Below are 16,351 nucleotides of genomic sequence, written 5' to 3'. Positions count from 1 at the left end.
ATTTTGACAACTATTGCGGTAATTGCCAATCGATAGGCGTTTGCCCATACTGTACCAGATAATCATTGGTCTTAGAAAACGGCTTGGAACCAAAGAACCCACCACGATTGGCAGCAAGTGGTGATGGGTGTACAGCGGTCAGAATAAGATGCTTATCAGTATTGATATATTTGCCTTTTTTCTGTGCTTTACTGCCCCACAATATAAATACGGTATGTTCTGTTTGTTCATTAACCACATCAATCACCGCATCGGTAAACTGCTCCCAACCTTTATTTTGATGACTATTTGGCTCACTTTCTCGCACGGTCAGAGAGCTATTTAATAGCAAAACTCCTTGCTGCGCCCAGTAAGTCAGGTCGCCATGTTTTGAGGGTGCGATACCAACGTCACTCGCCATCTCTTTTAACAAATTATTGAGTGAGGGTGGCTTTGGAATGGCTTTGGGCACTGAAAACGATAAGCCCATTGCCTGCCCTGGTCCATGATAAGGATCTTGACCTAGTATCACGACTTTAACTTGTGATAAAGGGGTCAGGTTTAACGCGTTAAATATTAAGGGTGCTGGCGGATAGATACTGTTTTCTGATTGATAGGCTTCTTTTAAAAACGCACGCAAGTCGTCCATATTGTTAGAAGTTAACTCGTCTGCTAACGCCGTTTTCCAATCTTCTGGCAAGCGCACATTGTCTAAAATAGCCTGCTTTTGCGCTGGCGATTTTGGCGTTTGTTCATCGAATAATTCCATAGTATGTCCTTTTATATTTGTTATCGATTAGATAAATATCGAATGGAGGGCGTGAACCAATCTCGCACATGAGAGCTCGTGATTTCATACCTTGATGTTGTTATGAATTATAGCAATAAAAAAACGGCTACCACAGTAACATGGTAACCGTTGTTATTACATTAGCAGCAAAAACTTAGCTGGCGAGTGACTCAGAGTCTGGATGTGGCTCATGAGTCTCAACGACCGTTAAGATAATGCGACTATCTGCTGATCCTTTATCTGTAGACTTATAATCCGTCTTACCACTGTACTTATCAAGCTTAACAGAATCACCATCTTGCTCATCATTAGCTTCAGGCTCTAAGGTAAGATGTACTACCCCGCCATTGACCAAATCACCAAACAAAATCATACTTGCCAATGACTTTTTGATCTCATCTTGAATCAGACGCTGCATTGGGCGTGCACCCATTAGGCGATCATAGCCTTTGTGAGCCAAGTAATCGCGTACTTCGTCATCAATCTCTAAGGTGACTTGTTTATCATCAAGCTGGACTTGTAGCTCAACCAAGAATTTATCAACCACAGATACTACCACGGAGGTATCTAATGGGTTAAATTGGATGATGGCATCTAAACGGTTACGGAACTCTGGCGTAAAGACACGTTTGAGCGACTCCGTATTATCACGGCTATGGTCTTGCTGAGTAAAGCCCATTGAAGAGCGGCTAATACTATCAGCACCAACGTTGGTCGTCATAATCACAATGACTTGCTTAAAGATAGCCACACGACCATTGTTATCAGTCAACGTACCATGATCCATGACTTGCAGTAACAAGTTGAAGACATCAGGGTGCGCTTTTTCAATCTCATCAAGCAATAAAACACAATGTGGATGTTGATTGATTTTTTCAGTCAACAAACCACCTTGATCATAACCGACATAGCCAGGAGGCGCACCAATCAGACGTGAAGCAGTATGGGCTTCCATATATTCTGACATATCAAAACGAACCAGTTCTACGCCTAACAAATTTGCCAATTGACGTGAAACTTCGGTTTTACCCACCCCAGTAGGACCGGCAAACATAAACGAGCCGATAGGCTTATCTGGTGCTTTGAGACCGGCACGCGATAGCTTAATGGCATCGGCTAAGGTTTCAATTGCCTCATCTTGACCAAACACTAAGTGCTTAAGATCACGATCTAAGTGCTGAAGAATACTCTTATCATCACTCGATACTGACTTGGGCGGAATACGTGCAAGCTTGGCAACAATCGCTTCAATATCTGCCACATCGATTTTCATCGGTGGTTTTTTCTTAGCCTTGGCACTTTTTGACTCACTGAACGATTTGGCACGATCGTTGGCTTTTGCAGTTTCCGCTTCATCCTGCATTTCGCTATCGCTATACGTGTCACCATCGAGACCCTCAACATCAGCATCAATCTGAGCATCAAAATCTTGCTCTATATCCGCAATGAAGCTTTCTTCTGCATCAATATCATTAGCATCAGGAATCACGCCTAAACGCTTATAGGCACCTGCTTCGTCAATCACATCAATCGCTTTATCTGGTAAAAAACGCTCGTGAATATGCTTAGCAGATAATTGAACGGCGGTGACCAACGCTTCATCAGTATATTCAACGTTATGAAATTCCTCATAACGAGGCTTCAGACCGCGTAAAATATCAATTGTATCGTCAACACTCGGCTCTTTGACATCAATCTTCTGGAAACGACGTGACAGTGCATGGTCTTTTTCAAACACTTGACGGTATTCGGTAAAGGTAGTTGAGCCGATACAGCGCAGCTCACCATTAGCAAGTGCTGGCTTAATCAAGTTTGATACGTCCATATTGCTACTCATTGACGACCCTGCGCCAATAATCATATGAATCTCATCAATAAATAAGATTGCACTGGGCTTTTTCTTTAGCGCATCAAGCAGTGACTTCATGCGTTTTTCAAAATCACCGCGATATTTAGTACCAGCAATTAATGAGCCAATATCAAGGCTATAAATCACACAGCCGTTCAATGGTTTCGGTGCTTTATCATTAATAATCAACCACGCCAAGCCTTCAGCAATCGAGGTTTTACCAACGCCTGGCTCGCCCACCAATAACGGGTTATTTTTACGGCGGCGGCATAGCACTTGAGCGGCGCGCTCAATTTCAGGGCCACGTCCAATCAATGGATCAGTCTTACCTTCGGCAGCCCGCTGGTTTAGGTTGGTCGCAAACTCAACCAAGGGATCCTTACTGGTTTTTTCTGAGGCACTACGGCGTTCACCCGTCATAGAAGCACGTGGCTCGGATGGCTCGTCTTTATCTTGACCATGTGATAAGTACTGGGTCAGCTCAAGACGACTTATGCCCTGTTTTTTGAGCAAGTAAACCGCATAAGTATCGTGCTCTGAAAACATAGATACTAAAATGTCTGAGCCTTCAACAAGGCGACCACCACCAATAGATTGCACATGGAAAATAGCACGCTGCAGAATACGATCAAAGCTTTGGGTTGGCTGCGGTGACTGCTCCGTATCTGCGTCTACCGTTGGCGTATGCTTATTGATATAAGCTTCTAACTCGGTACGCAGCGTTGAAACATTGGCATTACAGGCAGTTAATGTATTGGCAGCGTGAGTATTCTCTAATAACGCCAATAATAAATGCTCAACAGTGAGGTACTCATGCGATTTTTGGCGCGCAAGTGTCATTGCTAAACGCAAAGAAACTTCAAGATGACGACTTAACATAACGACTTCCTACGGTTATACCTATCTTTATAATTGATAGCTTTATGAATGAGTTAGTAAGTAAATCAGGGCGACAGATGGATTGTTCAAGGGCTAAATCTGTATTATCAAAAGACAGCGCTAAATGATATTGACCATGTATTACTCAAGTAGCAGTGCTATCTACTTATCACCAATTAAGCGTTTTGATCACTCATACTTGCTTTTCTTTATCTCAACACGATACTTAAGAAGAGTCAATCTATTAACACAGACTAAAATGTATCAAGGCGTACTGCGCATCAATACTTATAGTAAAGAAATAGTATGAAAGCTTCAAAAGCTGAGCAAATAAAGGAGAAATGGGTAATAGAATAATAAGTGAGAAAATGAAAGATACAAATGACTTTTTTAAGCCATCAGCTAATTAAATTATAGAAAAATTCAAGTTAATAGGATGACTAGAAAATGATACGAGTGCAGCAATCATTTCTATAAAATTTAGACAGCTGTTTGATGTGATGACTTAATATAGATAAGGGTATATTAAAGAAAAATCAAGGTTAGGAAATTTTTATAATAAGGAATTTATGAGTGACTGCTTGGATACAGAGTACCTATCAAGCTCACAATGAGCGGTTTTTAGAGCTTGAAAGGGTTTCTAAACGATAAAACCATTGGAAATAATAAGATAGAAACACGAGAAGAAGATAGAACTTTAAATTCATATTTACGCTATTTTCTTATTCGCCTTGATGTGGCTCAATCTGGGTCAATAAGGGATAGCCTTCACGATGTGCCAGACTATTTACCTTTTTGGCTTTGGTCTCAGCGATATCTTTAGGATAGATACCAGCAATGCCTTTGCTACTGTTATGAATCGTTAGCATAACTTCGACTGCCGAATCCATACTATGACGAAATTCAGACTGTAAAATATAAACAACGAACTCCATCGGCGTATAATTATCATTATACATAACGACTGCATACATAGGCGGCTTAGCCACTTCTGGCTCTGCTACCAGTACATCTGCTTGTGGCGAGGTCTCGCCGTCCGTATCGCCATCTTGTGCACGATGAGCAGGTATGGTTGGAAAGTGCCAATCAGCAACAGTTGGCAACGCTTGCAATAGGGTTTGTTTTATCATAATTGGCATACAAATTAATGGTTATATTTATAACAGAATAAAGAGCGCTAACAGAGGTTGGCAAATGCAATGCTTATTATAGCGCTCTTAAATATGAATAGATTAAGGCTCAATCGGACTTTCGTCGACTTCAGGTAAATCTAAAAGTGATAGCGGCATATTATCAACTCGGTCGCCAAGCTTCCAATCATAGAGCTGCTCCACTTGTTGCCCGCCAGCTTGTAAGCTGAGTTTGACTTGTAACGGTTTAAAGCCTGATGGCATCATGAAACGACCACGAATACGAACGATACCTTCAATAGTATAAACTGGAGGATCTAGCGGCACCTCTACAAAATCATCGTCATTGAGCAACGTCAACGTTGGCTTTAGGCGTTTGGCTTTGCCATCGCTAGCAAGCATGCCTATATCGAAACCATATTCGAAGGCATTTTCAGGTAACGGCTCAATCTTTGCTGCTATTACTTGTAAAGGCATGCCGCCTTTGTCACGAAGGACATCAGCATATAATTCATTCAGTTGAGAGACTTGTCTATTCTCAACCGTTAATTCTTGCTGTTTTTCACGCAACTCTTTGATGTTAGCCAAGCTAATCGCCAACTCCTGCTTAGCAGTAGCGGCTTGATTGGCCGCTATTTTATGACTAAGACGCAAATCTTCAAGCGCTTCTGTTGCCTCAGTGCTATTGATCATCGCTTGCTTGGTTTCAGTTTGCATAGAATGAAAGCCACGCTGATATCCTAATTTATGACCGAATATCAATCCAACAATGGCAGTCACCAATATGACAACGACAAAGAGAGCCAACACCAATGTGGATGCCCCTTGTTGGGTACCACCTACCTTAGTTACTGAACTAGCATTGGTTTTAAGAGAATGCGGACTACGCTCTAAATGATACAAATCAGAGTCTTTGCACGATGAAAGTGCGGGCTGTGAGCAAAAGCGTCGTACAAGCTTGACACGCATTTAGACAATATCTCTTAACAGTAATGGCAATATTATAGCGGAATTTATAATCAATACCTAGCACCATAAATGTGAATGATTTGACCACAGCTAAACATCTGCTACGGAACAATAGGTGCAAAGTTTAGACCCATTGTTTCATCGAATCCGAACATGACATTCATATTTTGTACCGCTTGTCCTGCTGCGCCTTTTACCAAATTGTCTTGTACGACAATTACTGTCAATTCCGAACGTTCATTGTTTTGATGCACAGCAATGCGTAAACGGTTGCTGGCGCGGACACTACGGGTATCTGGATAAATACCTTTTGGCATGACATCAATAAACGCTTCTGATTCATAGCATGTTTCAAATATCTGCTGCCAATCAATGGCAGCACCCGCATCCGTCAGCTCAAGATGAATAGAGCTCAGCATGCCACGTATCATCGGTACAAGGTGCGGTAAAAAACGAATGCGATGGGTGAACTGGCTGTCTAATAACTGCGCCACACCTTGCTCAATCTCGGGCAGGTGACGATGTCCTTCAACGCTATAAGCTTTAAAGTTATCAGTAGTTTCAGCATAATTAAGCGCAAGTGAAGCTTGGCGACCAGCGCCAGAAACACCAGACTTTGCATCGATAACGATGCGTGATTCCACCAATCTCTCTGCTTGCTTATTTTGCATATCGATTATTGGTTTCAAACCCAAAATAGCAGTGGTCGGATAACAACCAGGATTACCGACGACTAAAGCAGTGGCAAGTTTATCTCGATTCACTTCAGGTAAACCATAAACAGCTGTCTTTAGTAGCTCAGGACAAGCATGCGACTGCTGATACCAGTGTTCAAAATCGGACAGTGACTGCAAACGAAAGTCAGCAGCCAAATCAATGACTTTCACACCGGCTTGCGTTAGCGCCTCTGCTTGCTTCATCGCTACGCCATGTGGAGTGGCAAAAAAGACCACATCACACTTTTGCAGCGTTGCAAGCGTCTCATCGCCCAAGTCGCTAAAGACAATATCTGATATACCGCGTAAGCTTGGAAATATCTCATCAGCGCGTGTACCAGCTTCGCTACGCGAGGTTAGCAAATCAATAGATACTTCAGGATGCGCAGATAACAAGCGAATCAGCTCAATACCCGTATAACCTGTGCCACCAACAATCGCTGCTGAAATCATAAGATATTCCTTTTTCTTTTACTTGGTAAATATCAGTATTTGTTAAACAAATCTTAGATAGAAAGCTCGCTTATATACCTGAACTTTGTCATTTTTAGATTCTAGCGGCTTTAGATTTTATAATCGTGCACCGCATCGATAAATACTTTGGCATTGTCAGGATTGACCCACTGCGTAATACCATGACCTAAGTTTGCTATATAACCCGTTTTTTCGCCGCTTGCATAAGCACTATCAAGCATTGCATTTACTTCAGCACGAATCGTCGCAGGTGAACCATACAATGTTGCTGGATCTAAGTTGCCTTGAATGGCTTTACTACTCTGTAGTTTTTTATGCTGTTTGGTCAATTGACGCTGACTTTCAGCCAATACTTGGCGTGCACGATCAATGGGCATCGTCCAATCTAATCCTAAAACATCGGCTTGACTATCTGCTTGCACATCCAACCATAACCCACCACCTTTGGTAAATAATACCACTGGTATTTGCGGATGGCGTACTTTTAATTCAGCGACGATACGCTTATTATAAGCATGAGAAAAATCAATAAACTGACGATGACCAAGCGCCCCGCCCCAACTATCAAAAATCTGTAGAATTTGAGCACCAGCGACCACTTGTGCATCTAGATAATCAATGACAGAAGTGGCTAATTTATCTAATAATTGATGCAGAAAATCAGGGTTACTATACAAAAAGCCTTTAGTATAACGATAGTCTTTTGAACTGCCGCCTTCGATCATGTAAGTGGCCAATGTCCACGGACTACCAGAGAAACCAAATAACGGCACTTGACCATTTAACGCTTTGCGAATGCTCGTCACTGCACGCATGACATAATCAAGAGAATCATTGGGTTCAAGTACTGGCAATCTATCTAAGTCTGCTTGCGTACGAATAGGATGTTTAAACTTAGGGCCTTCGCCCGCCTCGAAGTATAAGCCTAGACCCATAGCATCAGGTATGGTCAAAATATCACTAAATAAGATAGCAGCATCTAAATCATAGCGGCGTAGTGGCTGTAAAGTGACTTCAGTGGCGCGGTCCGTATCTTTGCACAGACTCATAAAGTCGCCCGCTTCTGCACGAGTGGCTTTATATTCTGGTAAATAACGACCAGCTTGACGCATCATCCAGACTGGCGTGGTGTCTATTGATTCAAAGCGTAATGCCCGTAACAATCTGTCGTTCTTTAAAGGCGCAAACTCTTGCTGGATCGAGTTACTATTGTCTGAAGCACTCATGTACAAATCTCCAAAACAACACCGCATTCATGATCATCAATGAATACGGTGCTGGATAAAATAAGTTGAATAAAAGAATATTAGAACGTTTAGATAGCGACAATCTATTCTAAAAAACCACAAATAATGAGATATTCGCTAATAACAATTTATTGGTTAATATCTCTCGTGTTAACAATCATAAGAATAATAATCATTAAAAGTATTTGTGCTTTTTAGAGCGTCATTTGCCGTTGGTCTTTAATCAATAATATCGTGCTCATATTTGAAATTAGATGAATACCATGAATGGTCTACATGGTCAGCGCTAAATTATCACGGTGTACCATGACCACACGCTCTTCATTATTACCAAGAATTCTATCAAACTGTTCAGTACGCTCGCGAGCCACTCGGCAAGCATCACGAGATGAGAAGTTCACTTGTCCAACCGCTAAACGCTCGCCCGTATCTTGATGCACCACCTCAACCACGTCACCTTCATCGAAATCACCGCGTACTTCCACAACGCCGACCGGTAGCAAGCTCTTGTGATGCTCAACTACTGCTTTTGCTGCGCCTGCATCGACTATTAGAGTGCCTGACATACGTAAATGTGCGGCAAGCCATTGTTTACGTGCAATGATTTTGTCTTGATCATTGGTGGTCAATAAAGTACCAACCGCTTCGCCTGATACCACACGAGTGATAACATCATCGATAGCACCGCTCACGATAACGGTTGGACAACCACCCATCGCTGCAAGACGACCAGCACGAATTTTGGTCAGCATACCGCCGCGACCAAGCTTGCCACCATCTCCTGCAATATCAAATAGGTAATCCGCCATCGCACGCTCTTGGCGAATCATTTTTGCATTAGGATTGTCACGTGGGTTGTCCGTAAACACCCCATCTTGATCAGTCAAAATGATATATAAATCGGCATTGACCATCGCCGCCGCCATCGCGCCCAAAGTATCGTTATCACCAAATTTAATTTCATCAATGGTAATGGTATCATTTTCATTGATGACTGGGAGCACGCGCCACTCTAGTAATTGTGTCAACGCGCCCGTCGTATTGAGATAACGGCTACGATTAGACAAATCATCATGTGTTAGTAGCAGCTGCGAGCTTTGAATACCATGTTGGATTAATGCTGACCACCACGTTTCAATCAAACCCATTTGACCAATAGAAGCACAGGCCTGTAGTGCTGCTAGTTTCTTCGGGCGTTCCTCAAGGTTCATTCGTACCACACCTTCAGCAACGGCACCTGACGATACCAGTAGCACTTCGACGCCTTGCTTATGCAGCTTGGCAATCTGCTTTGCCCACTCGTATATGGCAGTTCGATCCAGCCCTCGACCGTTATTGGTTAACAACGATGAGCCAATCTTGACAATAACGCGCTGAATATCAAAGTTGCGAGTTTGTTTAATAAACCTTGCTTCTTCGGTCGTGTTTTCTATGTCACCTGCCATATAAACTCCTGTCTCTCATGTGAATTGATTACGGGGATTGATCTAAAAAACTCAAGTATATCAGCTCAAGCGTGTTAGCTTAAGGAACATAAATGACCTCGACACCATCTTCGTCGTCATCGTCAAAATCAGCATCGTCGTCGCTTAAATCTACACCTTCGCGAGCCGCTTTACGAGCCGCACGATAGGCTTCACGCTGCGCCTCAGTGTTTAGACGTACTTCTACTTCTAAGCGCTCAAAACGGGTTCTTTGTGCTTCAGCGAAGATAGGATCTTCTAGTTCACGCTCACGCTCTAGTTCAATCTCATTCATTAAATGGTATTTAACTGCATCAGTCCCTTCACCCATTAAGGTTGACGTGCGAAATACATCGCCTGTCCAATCAAGCTCGGCGACAATATGAGTACAAAGCTCATCTAACTCTTCGTCAGGCACCTGATCAATTTTGTTTAATATCAAAATCTGGGGCAAGTTGGATAACTCAGGCGAAAAACGCTCAAGTTCATTCAAGATAACACGAGCGTTGGCTACCGGATCGCTGCCATCAATTGGCTTTACATCAACCACATGTAACAGACGACGAGTACGAGCCACATGTTTTAAGAAACGAATGCCAAGTCCAGCACCTTCTGAAGCACCTTCGATCAAACCTGGAATATCTGCCATCACAAATGAGCGATGACGACCGATATCAACCACACCTAGATTCGGAACGAGGGTGGTAAACGGATAGTCAGCAACTTTTGGTCTAGCAGCAGAGACTTGACGAATAAAGGTAGATTTACCAGCATTAGGCAAACCAATCAAGCCAACATCAGCCACAACTTTTAACTCAAATTTAAGAACTTTTAACTCACCTTCAAAACCGGACGTCGATTTACGCGGTGCTTGATTGGTAGAGCTCTTAAAATGGGTATTGCCCAAACCACCATCACCACCTTTGGCAATCAGTAACGTCTGACCAAGTTCAATCAAGTCACCCAACACTTCGTCAGTTTCGGTATCAACTACCGTGGTACCGATAGGTACTGGTAAAAACAAATCATCAGAGCCCTTGCCTGAACAATTTCTACTGTGACCATTCTCAGCGCGCATAGCATCGTGACGGCGGGTATAACGATAGTCCACTAGGGTGTTGGTGTTATCCTCTGCAATGACGTAAATATCTCCGCCCTTGCCACCATCTCCACCATCAGGTCCACCACGTGGGACATACTTTTCTCGGCGAAAACTGGCGATTCCGTTACCACCGTCACCTGCTTTTACCGTTACGACGGCTTCATCAATAAATCGCATCTTACGTTCCTTTATTTACACTCTAGTTTATAGACTCAATAGCAGTCATATACTGCTTTTTTGCCTATAGGTATCTTTTAAAAAATAGGAGACTTGCGTCTATGTTGCTATATATCATTATATCATTGCTTTATTTATGACAATAACACCCGATAACCAATTGGACTATCGGGTGCGGTATATATTAACTTAAAAAATCACATCTATTTGTCCATGCTAAAAGTGACTATCAAAGTACTTTCTTATGAAGAGTACCTCAATATTAAAAACTCACTACTGCTGTACAAATGTATTAAGCTGGAATCTGTGTATAACTGATGCCTGCCATTTGTGTGGCTAAACGTAATACTTGCGTACTATAACCAACTTCATTGTCATACCAGATATAAACAATGGCATGATTGTCGGTCAAAATAGTCGCTTGGGCATCAACGATACCTACATGGGTATCACCAACAAAATCCGTCGATACCGCTTCAGTAGAATCTGTATAAGCAATCTGTGTTTGCCACTGACTGCTATTAGATACTTTACGCATAAACTCGTTTAATGCATCAGCATTTTCTGGTGCTGTTTTAAGATTCAAGTTTAAAATCGCTAAGCTGACGTTTGGCGTTGGTACACGGATGGCATTACCCGTTAGTTTACCACTAAGCTCTGGCAGTGCTTTACCAACCGCTTTAGCAGCACCCGTACTGGTAATAACCATATTCAATACAGCACTACGACCACGGCGATCCGCTTTATGATAATTATCAATCAAGTTTTGATCGTTAGTGAATGAGTGAATCGTTTCAACGTGACCGTTTTCGATACCGTATTCATCGTTCAATACTTTTAACGTTGGGGTGATTGCGTTGGTGGTACAGCTCGCCGCACTGACGATGGTATCTTCACCGACTGTTTCGTTATTTACACCATAAACAACGTTTTTAATCTCACCGCCAGCTGGGGCTGTTAATAGGACTTTTTTCACACCAGTCGATTGCAAATGCTTGCCAAGACCCGCTTCATCTTTCCAAATGCCCGTATTGTCAATCACTAACGCATCATTAATACCGTAAGCCGTATAATCAATCTCGCTTGGATCTTTAGCGTAGATAACCTGAACAAAGCGGCCATTGATAATCAAGCCGTTGTTTTCATCATCAACCACCACGCCACCAGCAAAGCTACCATGAATCGAATCACGCTCTAGCAATGAGGCGCGCTTGGCCAAATCGCCAGATGCCGCAGGACGTACAACGATGGCTTTTAACTGCATACCTTTAGCACTTGACGCTTGTGATAATAGCAGGCGAGTTAAGATACGACCGATACGACCAAAACCGTATAGCACAACATCAGTCGCAGGATTAACAGTAGTGTCATCATTATTAACGGCTTGAAGTGCTGCTTGTAAATCACTGTCATTAGCGATTAATTGACCAACATCAACCTGTGCAGACTGAAGCTTATCATTAGCCGCTAGCGCTTTAACCATGGCTAAAGTGTCAGCGATATCAATAGATTTAGCGTCTTGGTTACGCAAGGCTACTTTTTGATGCAATGCCAATATTTGACCAACTGACGTCGTATTTAACGTGTCACCGAACAAGGTTACTTGTACGTCTTGCTCATTATAGAGCTTATTCAATAGCCCCATCAGCTCAATCGCTTGTTGCTCTTGATTGTTGTAGTTGCTTAAGTGGTCTTGATGTAATTGGCGTAAGGTATCAGCGTTGCTCACGAGAAACATCCTTATGGTCAGTAATGTGTGATCAGTAAATGATAGAGAATACAGATTAGATAGATTATGTGTGGTCTACGCAATCACTCTAGTATGGCAACCGCACGATATTGGTGTCAGTTATTGATGTAGAGTATTGAGATCGCCTAGATTTTAGCCTAAAACGGCCTATTTTGCCAGTGATAACCGATCTGCTAGCGCTTATAAAGCATTTTATTGAGTTATGCAGGTTATTATGAAAATAAAGGCAGCCAATTATGCTGCCTTATTGTTCATGATTGCCAGTATCAAATAGTGGATGATGAAGTAACACTACTATTTAACCCAGTATCTAGTAAGTGATGCTCGTTATGGAACGAGGCTAACCGTTTGATTGGTCTGCGGGGTTAACTTAAATTCTTTTAAGTCATAGCCTTGCTGTTGAGCGATTTGACGATATTTGGCATAAGTTTCTTGAGTGACGTTTGGCGAACGCGCCAATAACCATAAATATTTTTTATCAGGTGTTCCTACTAAAGCAGTCTTGTAATCAGCATCACGTGCTAGTACCCAATAGTCGGCACGACCAACTGGCAACCAACGAATCCACGATGGTAGAAATGTGACCTTTAACTTACTGCCTGACTCATCAACAGGCTTAGCGATACCCTCAGAAGTAATACCAGAACCGTCTTTCTGTACGCATTTATTAGTGACTATGATACCTGAACCGTCGGTTTTTTCCGTATAATTGGCGGTGACATCACTGGCACAATTGCGCTGAAAATACATGGGCAAACGACCTATCTCATACCATGTCCCTGCATACCTTTTTAGATCAACGCTATCCACTGTGGTCGGTGTGCTTGCAGACTTATGAATGATGGCGCTTGGCTTGATTGACAGTGTCTCTGTAGTGGTTCTATCAGTAGTGGCGTTAGCAGTCATGTCAGCGGTAGCATTAACTGGTGGCGTCGCCGCATACGCTGAAAATGCAGCTAATGGGATGATAATTGCTAGAGCTATGCCCGTATGCTTGATAAGTCCATTCATAAATATACGCTCCGGTATTTCTTTGTATGATGAGTAAGTAGAGGTTGATGATGAATCAGTATTTTGCTTTGAATGGTGGTTCTGTCCAGATTCTTTTCGCACAGGAGAATTTATTGAACCATTTATCTTATCCCCTAAAAAATCTGATATTAACGGTTCTTTTTCGCTCAACTCTTGTGACCATTTATAATCGTTAGTGCAGTGACCACTATCCTTGGTACAGCAATCACTAACGAAATTACTGCTTTCGCTATGTTTTGAATCGCCGTCTTTGTTATTGTTGCTGTTAATCATAGCAGACTCTTTTGCCTGTACAAGGCTCTTATCGGCGCTTTTATATCCAAAATAGTGATCTTGCGAAGACGTTTTTTTTGCCAAATGGGTAGAATATTGGTCATTTAGATTATCATGGTTGTAGCTAGCATCGTTGCTGGCGTGACCTGTCTGCCGTGTACTATCCTCATTGAGATGATAGTGGCGCGACTGGGTAGTCTGCTTAGATTGAGAACCAGCTTCCTTTGTATCAGACCATGCTGATTGAGGTAACTTATTGGTTTTCATAGAGGTACCATTATTGATAGTGACTGTTAACTATTCTTCTTATATGCCCTATATGTACTCTCATCTTCTGTGCGTCTTCAACTTTTAAAAATATATTGAATGTAAAAGCTGGCGCTGCAAAAACCAAATATTATGAGAGGGCTTAAGAGGTATATTGATAAGCAATTTGCTTATAAGAATATAGAGTAAGTACTCTTTGTTTAGGTGATATATATTAATGGCAGCTCGGCTATTAAAACAGTGTCGCAATGTAGGAAAAAGCAACGGTTTGTAAGTAACTATGTGTTTATGCAGTAGAATAAATACCGAATAAACACATAGTTACTGATTGGATAAATATATTAAAAATCAATTATTTGACCTAATAGATGCCAATTAATGGCAATTCTAGTTCAGGACTGGTCAGCATTGGTGCCAACACTCCCTCTATTAGTTTTTTACTATTCAAAGAACTGTCGAATACCAGCAACACTGATACCACCATACTCTAATACTTGATGAATCATCACAGGTGATAAACCACCCAAACCGATAATCGGCATGTCAGCCAATTGTGCCAATGCTGACCATGATTCCCAACCAAGTGGTACAGTATCAGGATGTGTATGGGTAACTAGTACAGGAGACAAAAAGGCGCCAATGACGGGCGGTAATTGCTGTTGTAACCGAGCATGAGCCAGTTTATTGGCAGCATCAATACTGGCGGCATCATGACAACTGACTATTAACGGATAATTTTTAGACAGCACTCTATCTTGTGTATCCTTCGACCATTGTAACAATGCGGTATGAGACAGATGATTGGCAACGATTGAATTGGCAATGGTTGTGTCTTTCATTGCTAGCGGCGCTTCAGTGGTTAGGGTCTGTCCATTGACATCACAAGGGACAATCGCCTTAATATCTGGACGCATATGCATCAACTGCGCTGCTATACTTTCTGAGCCAGCTGCCTTTATTCGAATATATACCCAAGCATTGGCTGTTAGCTTGTTTTGATGAAAAGTCAGCCATGCGGCCATTGGATCAGGTGAGGCATCAAAATGCGTCAATGGATAGGTAATTGCTATCGTTGTTGGCACACTCAACCATTCGAGAATCGTCTGGTTAGCAGCGGGTAAATGATACTTTCCTGCTAATAAATCTGACTTATTTACCCACGTTAGCGCCTGACCTTCTAGCCCATATTGGCGATGCTTATGCTGCTCATACTGCTGCGCGGTCAGCTCAACCTTATAAATCTGTAAACTGACCTGCTTATCACCATAATCATGATGCAGACGTCCAAGCTTGACCATCGTATTGTCACAAATCTCAATACCTGTCTCTTCAGCGACTTCCCGAATTAATGCCTGCTCGGCGTTTTCATTGGTTTCTATTTTGCCACCTACAAATTCATAGCGGTTGCCTTGATGCTGGGCGGCGTTTCTAAATCCAAGTAAATATTGGGCTTTATGATGAATGACCGCAACTGCCACGTTTACGATAAGTACTTTTTCGCTGTTAAATGAGCCATCAATGTGGTTGTCTGCTTCATTTGGCATCGGCGTCTCCTTTATTACTGTTTTTTTAAAGTGCGATTTAGATAGATTTATACCTTCAAAAAACCAAGTTAATTTAAAACCAACCTATTGATTTATAATAATAATCAGCTAATTTTTATTTATTTAAACCTCATTTACAAAAGTTGCTTTAGATAAGTTTACACAATGACTGCATTTTATTTTATCAATTACCTTGCAAAATCTTCCAATGTAAATGATAATTATTATCGTTAAAGATAGTTACTGTATCGCCATTACTATTCAGCCATTTTTTATCAAAAGGAATTTACTATGAGCATGGTTATCTCTCGTTATTTGAATTGCCGTGAAAACCGTTTACCAACTTTGCAATCACAACACTTATTTGCACTCACTAAAGAAGTGCGTATCGAGCATGAGGGTGAAGAGTATCGATTACGTTTAACACGTAATAATCGCTTAATCCTGACTAAATAGATTAATATCATTGATCATCAATATTAGGGCGTGTCCTCGTTTTAAAAATGGTGATAAAAATGAGATAAATTGCCGTCAAACAAGGAAAATAGCGCAGATAATATCGAGATATTAGTCAGCTATTTGACGCCGTTTAGCAAGATTTAGCCATTTCTAACCCATTTAGATGACTATCGATTGAATTGAGGACATGCCCTAGCCTACCTATAAAAAAACGCCTTCATTAAAAGGCGTTTTTTATTGGATAAAACGAT

General features: G+C 41.7%; 12 protein-coding genes. 1 reads left to right on the top strand and 11 read right to left on the bottom strand.

The genetic code is table 11. The features are described from left to right. Window positions 1-10: 10 nt before the first annotated feature. The 11 genes from Q6344_04230 to Q6344_04180 form a co-directional block, all read right to left on the bottom strand. Entirely contained in the window at window positions 11-748 is a 738-nt protein-coding gene (locus tag Q6344_04230) for a uracil-DNA glycosylase (protein WLG14549.1), read from the bottom strand. Window positions 749-923: 175 nt separating this feature from the next. Then, window positions 924-3,497 carry an AAA family ATPase gene (locus Q6344_04225; GenBank protein ID WLG14548.1) on the bottom strand — a complete coding sequence of 858 codons (2,574 nt, stop codon included), beginning with the start codon at window positions 3,495-3,497 and terminating at the stop codon, window positions 924-926. Window positions 3,498-4,219: 722 nt separating this feature from the next. After that, window positions 4,220-4,627, bottom strand: a complete 408-nt coding sequence (locus Q6344_04220; protein ID WLG14547.1) for an ATP-dependent Clp protease adaptor ClpS — start codon at window positions 4,625-4,627, stop codon at window positions 4,220-4,222. Window positions 4,628-4,729: 102 nt separating this feature from the next. After that, complete coding sequence (locus tag Q6344_04215; protein WLG14546.1) at window positions 4,730-5,596, bottom strand: hypothetical protein; 867 nt, start codon at window positions 5,594-5,596, stop codon at window positions 4,730-4,732. A gap of 101 nt (window positions 5,597-5,697) precedes the next feature. After that, window positions 5,698-6,765 carry an N-acetyl-gamma-glutamyl-phosphate reductase gene (gene argC / locus Q6344_04210; GenBank protein ID WLG14545.1) on the bottom strand — a complete coding sequence of 356 codons (1,068 nt, stop codon included), beginning with the start codon at window positions 6,763-6,765 and terminating at the stop codon, window positions 5,698-5,700. A 110-nt stretch (window positions 6,766-6,875) separates the two neighbouring features. Further along, window positions 6,876-8,012, bottom strand: coding sequence for a uroporphyrinogen decarboxylase (hemE, locus tag Q6344_04205; GenBank protein ID WLG14544.1), 1,137 nt, complete (start codon window positions 8,010-8,012; stop codon window positions 6,876-6,878). 293 nt (window positions 8,013-8,305) lie between these two features. Next, window positions 8,306-9,478, bottom strand: coding sequence for a glutamate 5-kinase (gene proB / locus Q6344_04200; GenBank protein WLG14543.1), 1,173 nt, complete (start codon window positions 9,476-9,478; stop codon window positions 8,306-8,308). Window positions 9,479-9,557: 79 nt separating this feature from the next. Next, the gene (gene cgtA, locus Q6344_04195) at window positions 9,558-10,775 is read right to left on the bottom strand and encodes an Obg family GTPase CgtA (protein ID WLG14542.1); all 1,218 of its coding nucleotides are present in this window, start codon (window positions 10,773-10,775) and stop codon (window positions 9,558-9,560) included. Window positions 10,776-11,067: 292 nt separating this feature from the next. After that, window positions 11,068-12,513, bottom strand: coding sequence for a glyceraldehyde-3-phosphate dehydrogenase (locus tag Q6344_04190; GenBank protein ID WLG14541.1), 1,446 nt, complete (start codon window positions 12,511-12,513; stop codon window positions 11,068-11,070). 339 nt (window positions 12,514-12,852) lie between these two features. Further along, window positions 12,853-14,097 (bottom strand): lipocalin family protein, encoded by a 1,245-nt coding sequence (locus Q6344_04185; GenBank protein WLG14540.1) that lies wholly within the window; start codon window positions 14,095-14,097, stop codon window positions 12,853-12,855. A gap of 440 nt (window positions 14,098-14,537) precedes the next feature. Beyond that, window positions 14,538-15,641 carry an NUDIX domain-containing protein gene (locus tag Q6344_04180; protein ID WLG14539.1) on the bottom strand — a complete coding sequence of 368 codons (1,104 nt, stop codon included), beginning with the start codon at window positions 15,639-15,641 and terminating at the stop codon, window positions 14,538-14,540. A 291-nt stretch (window positions 15,642-15,932) separates the two neighbouring features. Here Q6344_04180 and Q6344_04175 point away from each other — a divergent pair, with 291 nt between their 5' ends. Beyond that, a complete protein-coding gene (locus Q6344_04175) occupies window positions 15,933-16,097 on the top strand; it encodes a hemin uptake protein HemP (protein WLG14538.1) in 165 nt (54 codons plus the stop codon). Window positions 16,098-16,351: the final 254 nt, after the last annotated feature.

It is taken from the genome of Psychrobacter cibarius (assembly GCA_030686115.1).
Lineage (GTDB): Bacteria > Pseudomonadota > Gammaproteobacteria > Pseudomonadales > Moraxellaceae > Psychrobacter > Psychrobacter cibarius_C.
Note: the sequence above shows the minus strand (reverse complement) of the source record. Positions and strands in the feature narration are given on the sequence as shown.

Bases quoted from the DNA above. Each gene is read 5' to 3' on its own strand.
- Q6344_04230 (WLG14549.1), bottom strand. From the start codon at position 748: ATGGAATTATTCGATGAACAAACGCCAAAATCGCCAGCGCAAAAGCAG.
- Q6344_04225 (WLG14548.1), bottom strand. From the start codon at position 3,497: ATGTTAAGTCGTCATCTTGAAGTTTCTTTGCGTTTAGCAATGACACTT.
- Q6344_04220 (WLG14547.1), bottom strand. From the start codon at position 4,627: ATGATAAAACAAACCCTATTGCAAGCGTTGCCAACTGTTGCTGATTGG.
- Q6344_04215 (WLG14546.1), bottom strand. From the start codon at position 5,596: ATGCGTGTCAAGCTTGTACGACGCTTTTGCTCACAGCCCGCACTTTCA.
- argC (WLG14545.1), bottom strand. From the start codon at position 6,765: ATGATTTCAGCAGCGATTGTTGGTGGCACAGGTTATACGGGTATTGAG.
- hemE (WLG14544.1), bottom strand. From the start codon at position 8,012: ATGAGTGCTTCAGACAATAGTAACTCGATCCAGCAAGAGTTTGCGCCT.
- proB (WLG14543.1), bottom strand. From the start codon at position 9,478: ATGGCAGGTGACATAGAAAACACGACCGAAGAAGCAAGGTTTATTAAA.
- cgtA (WLG14542.1), bottom strand. From the start codon at position 10,775: ATGCGATTTATTGATGAAGCCGTCGTAACGGTAAAAGCAGGTGACGGT.
- Q6344_04190 (WLG14541.1), bottom strand. From the start codon at position 12,513: ATGTTTCTCGTGAGCAACGCTGATACCTTACGCCAATTACATCAAGAC.
- Q6344_04185 (WLG14540.1), bottom strand. From the start codon at position 14,097: ATGAAAACCAATAAGTTACCTCAATCAGCATGGTCTGATACAAAGGAA.
- Q6344_04180 (WLG14539.1), bottom strand. From the start codon at position 15,641: ATGCCAAATGAAGCAGACAACCACATTGATGGCTCATTTAACAGCGAA.
- Q6344_04175 (WLG14538.1), top strand. From the start codon at position 15,933: ATGAGCATGGTTATCTCTCGTTATTTGAATTGCCGTGAAAACCGTTTA.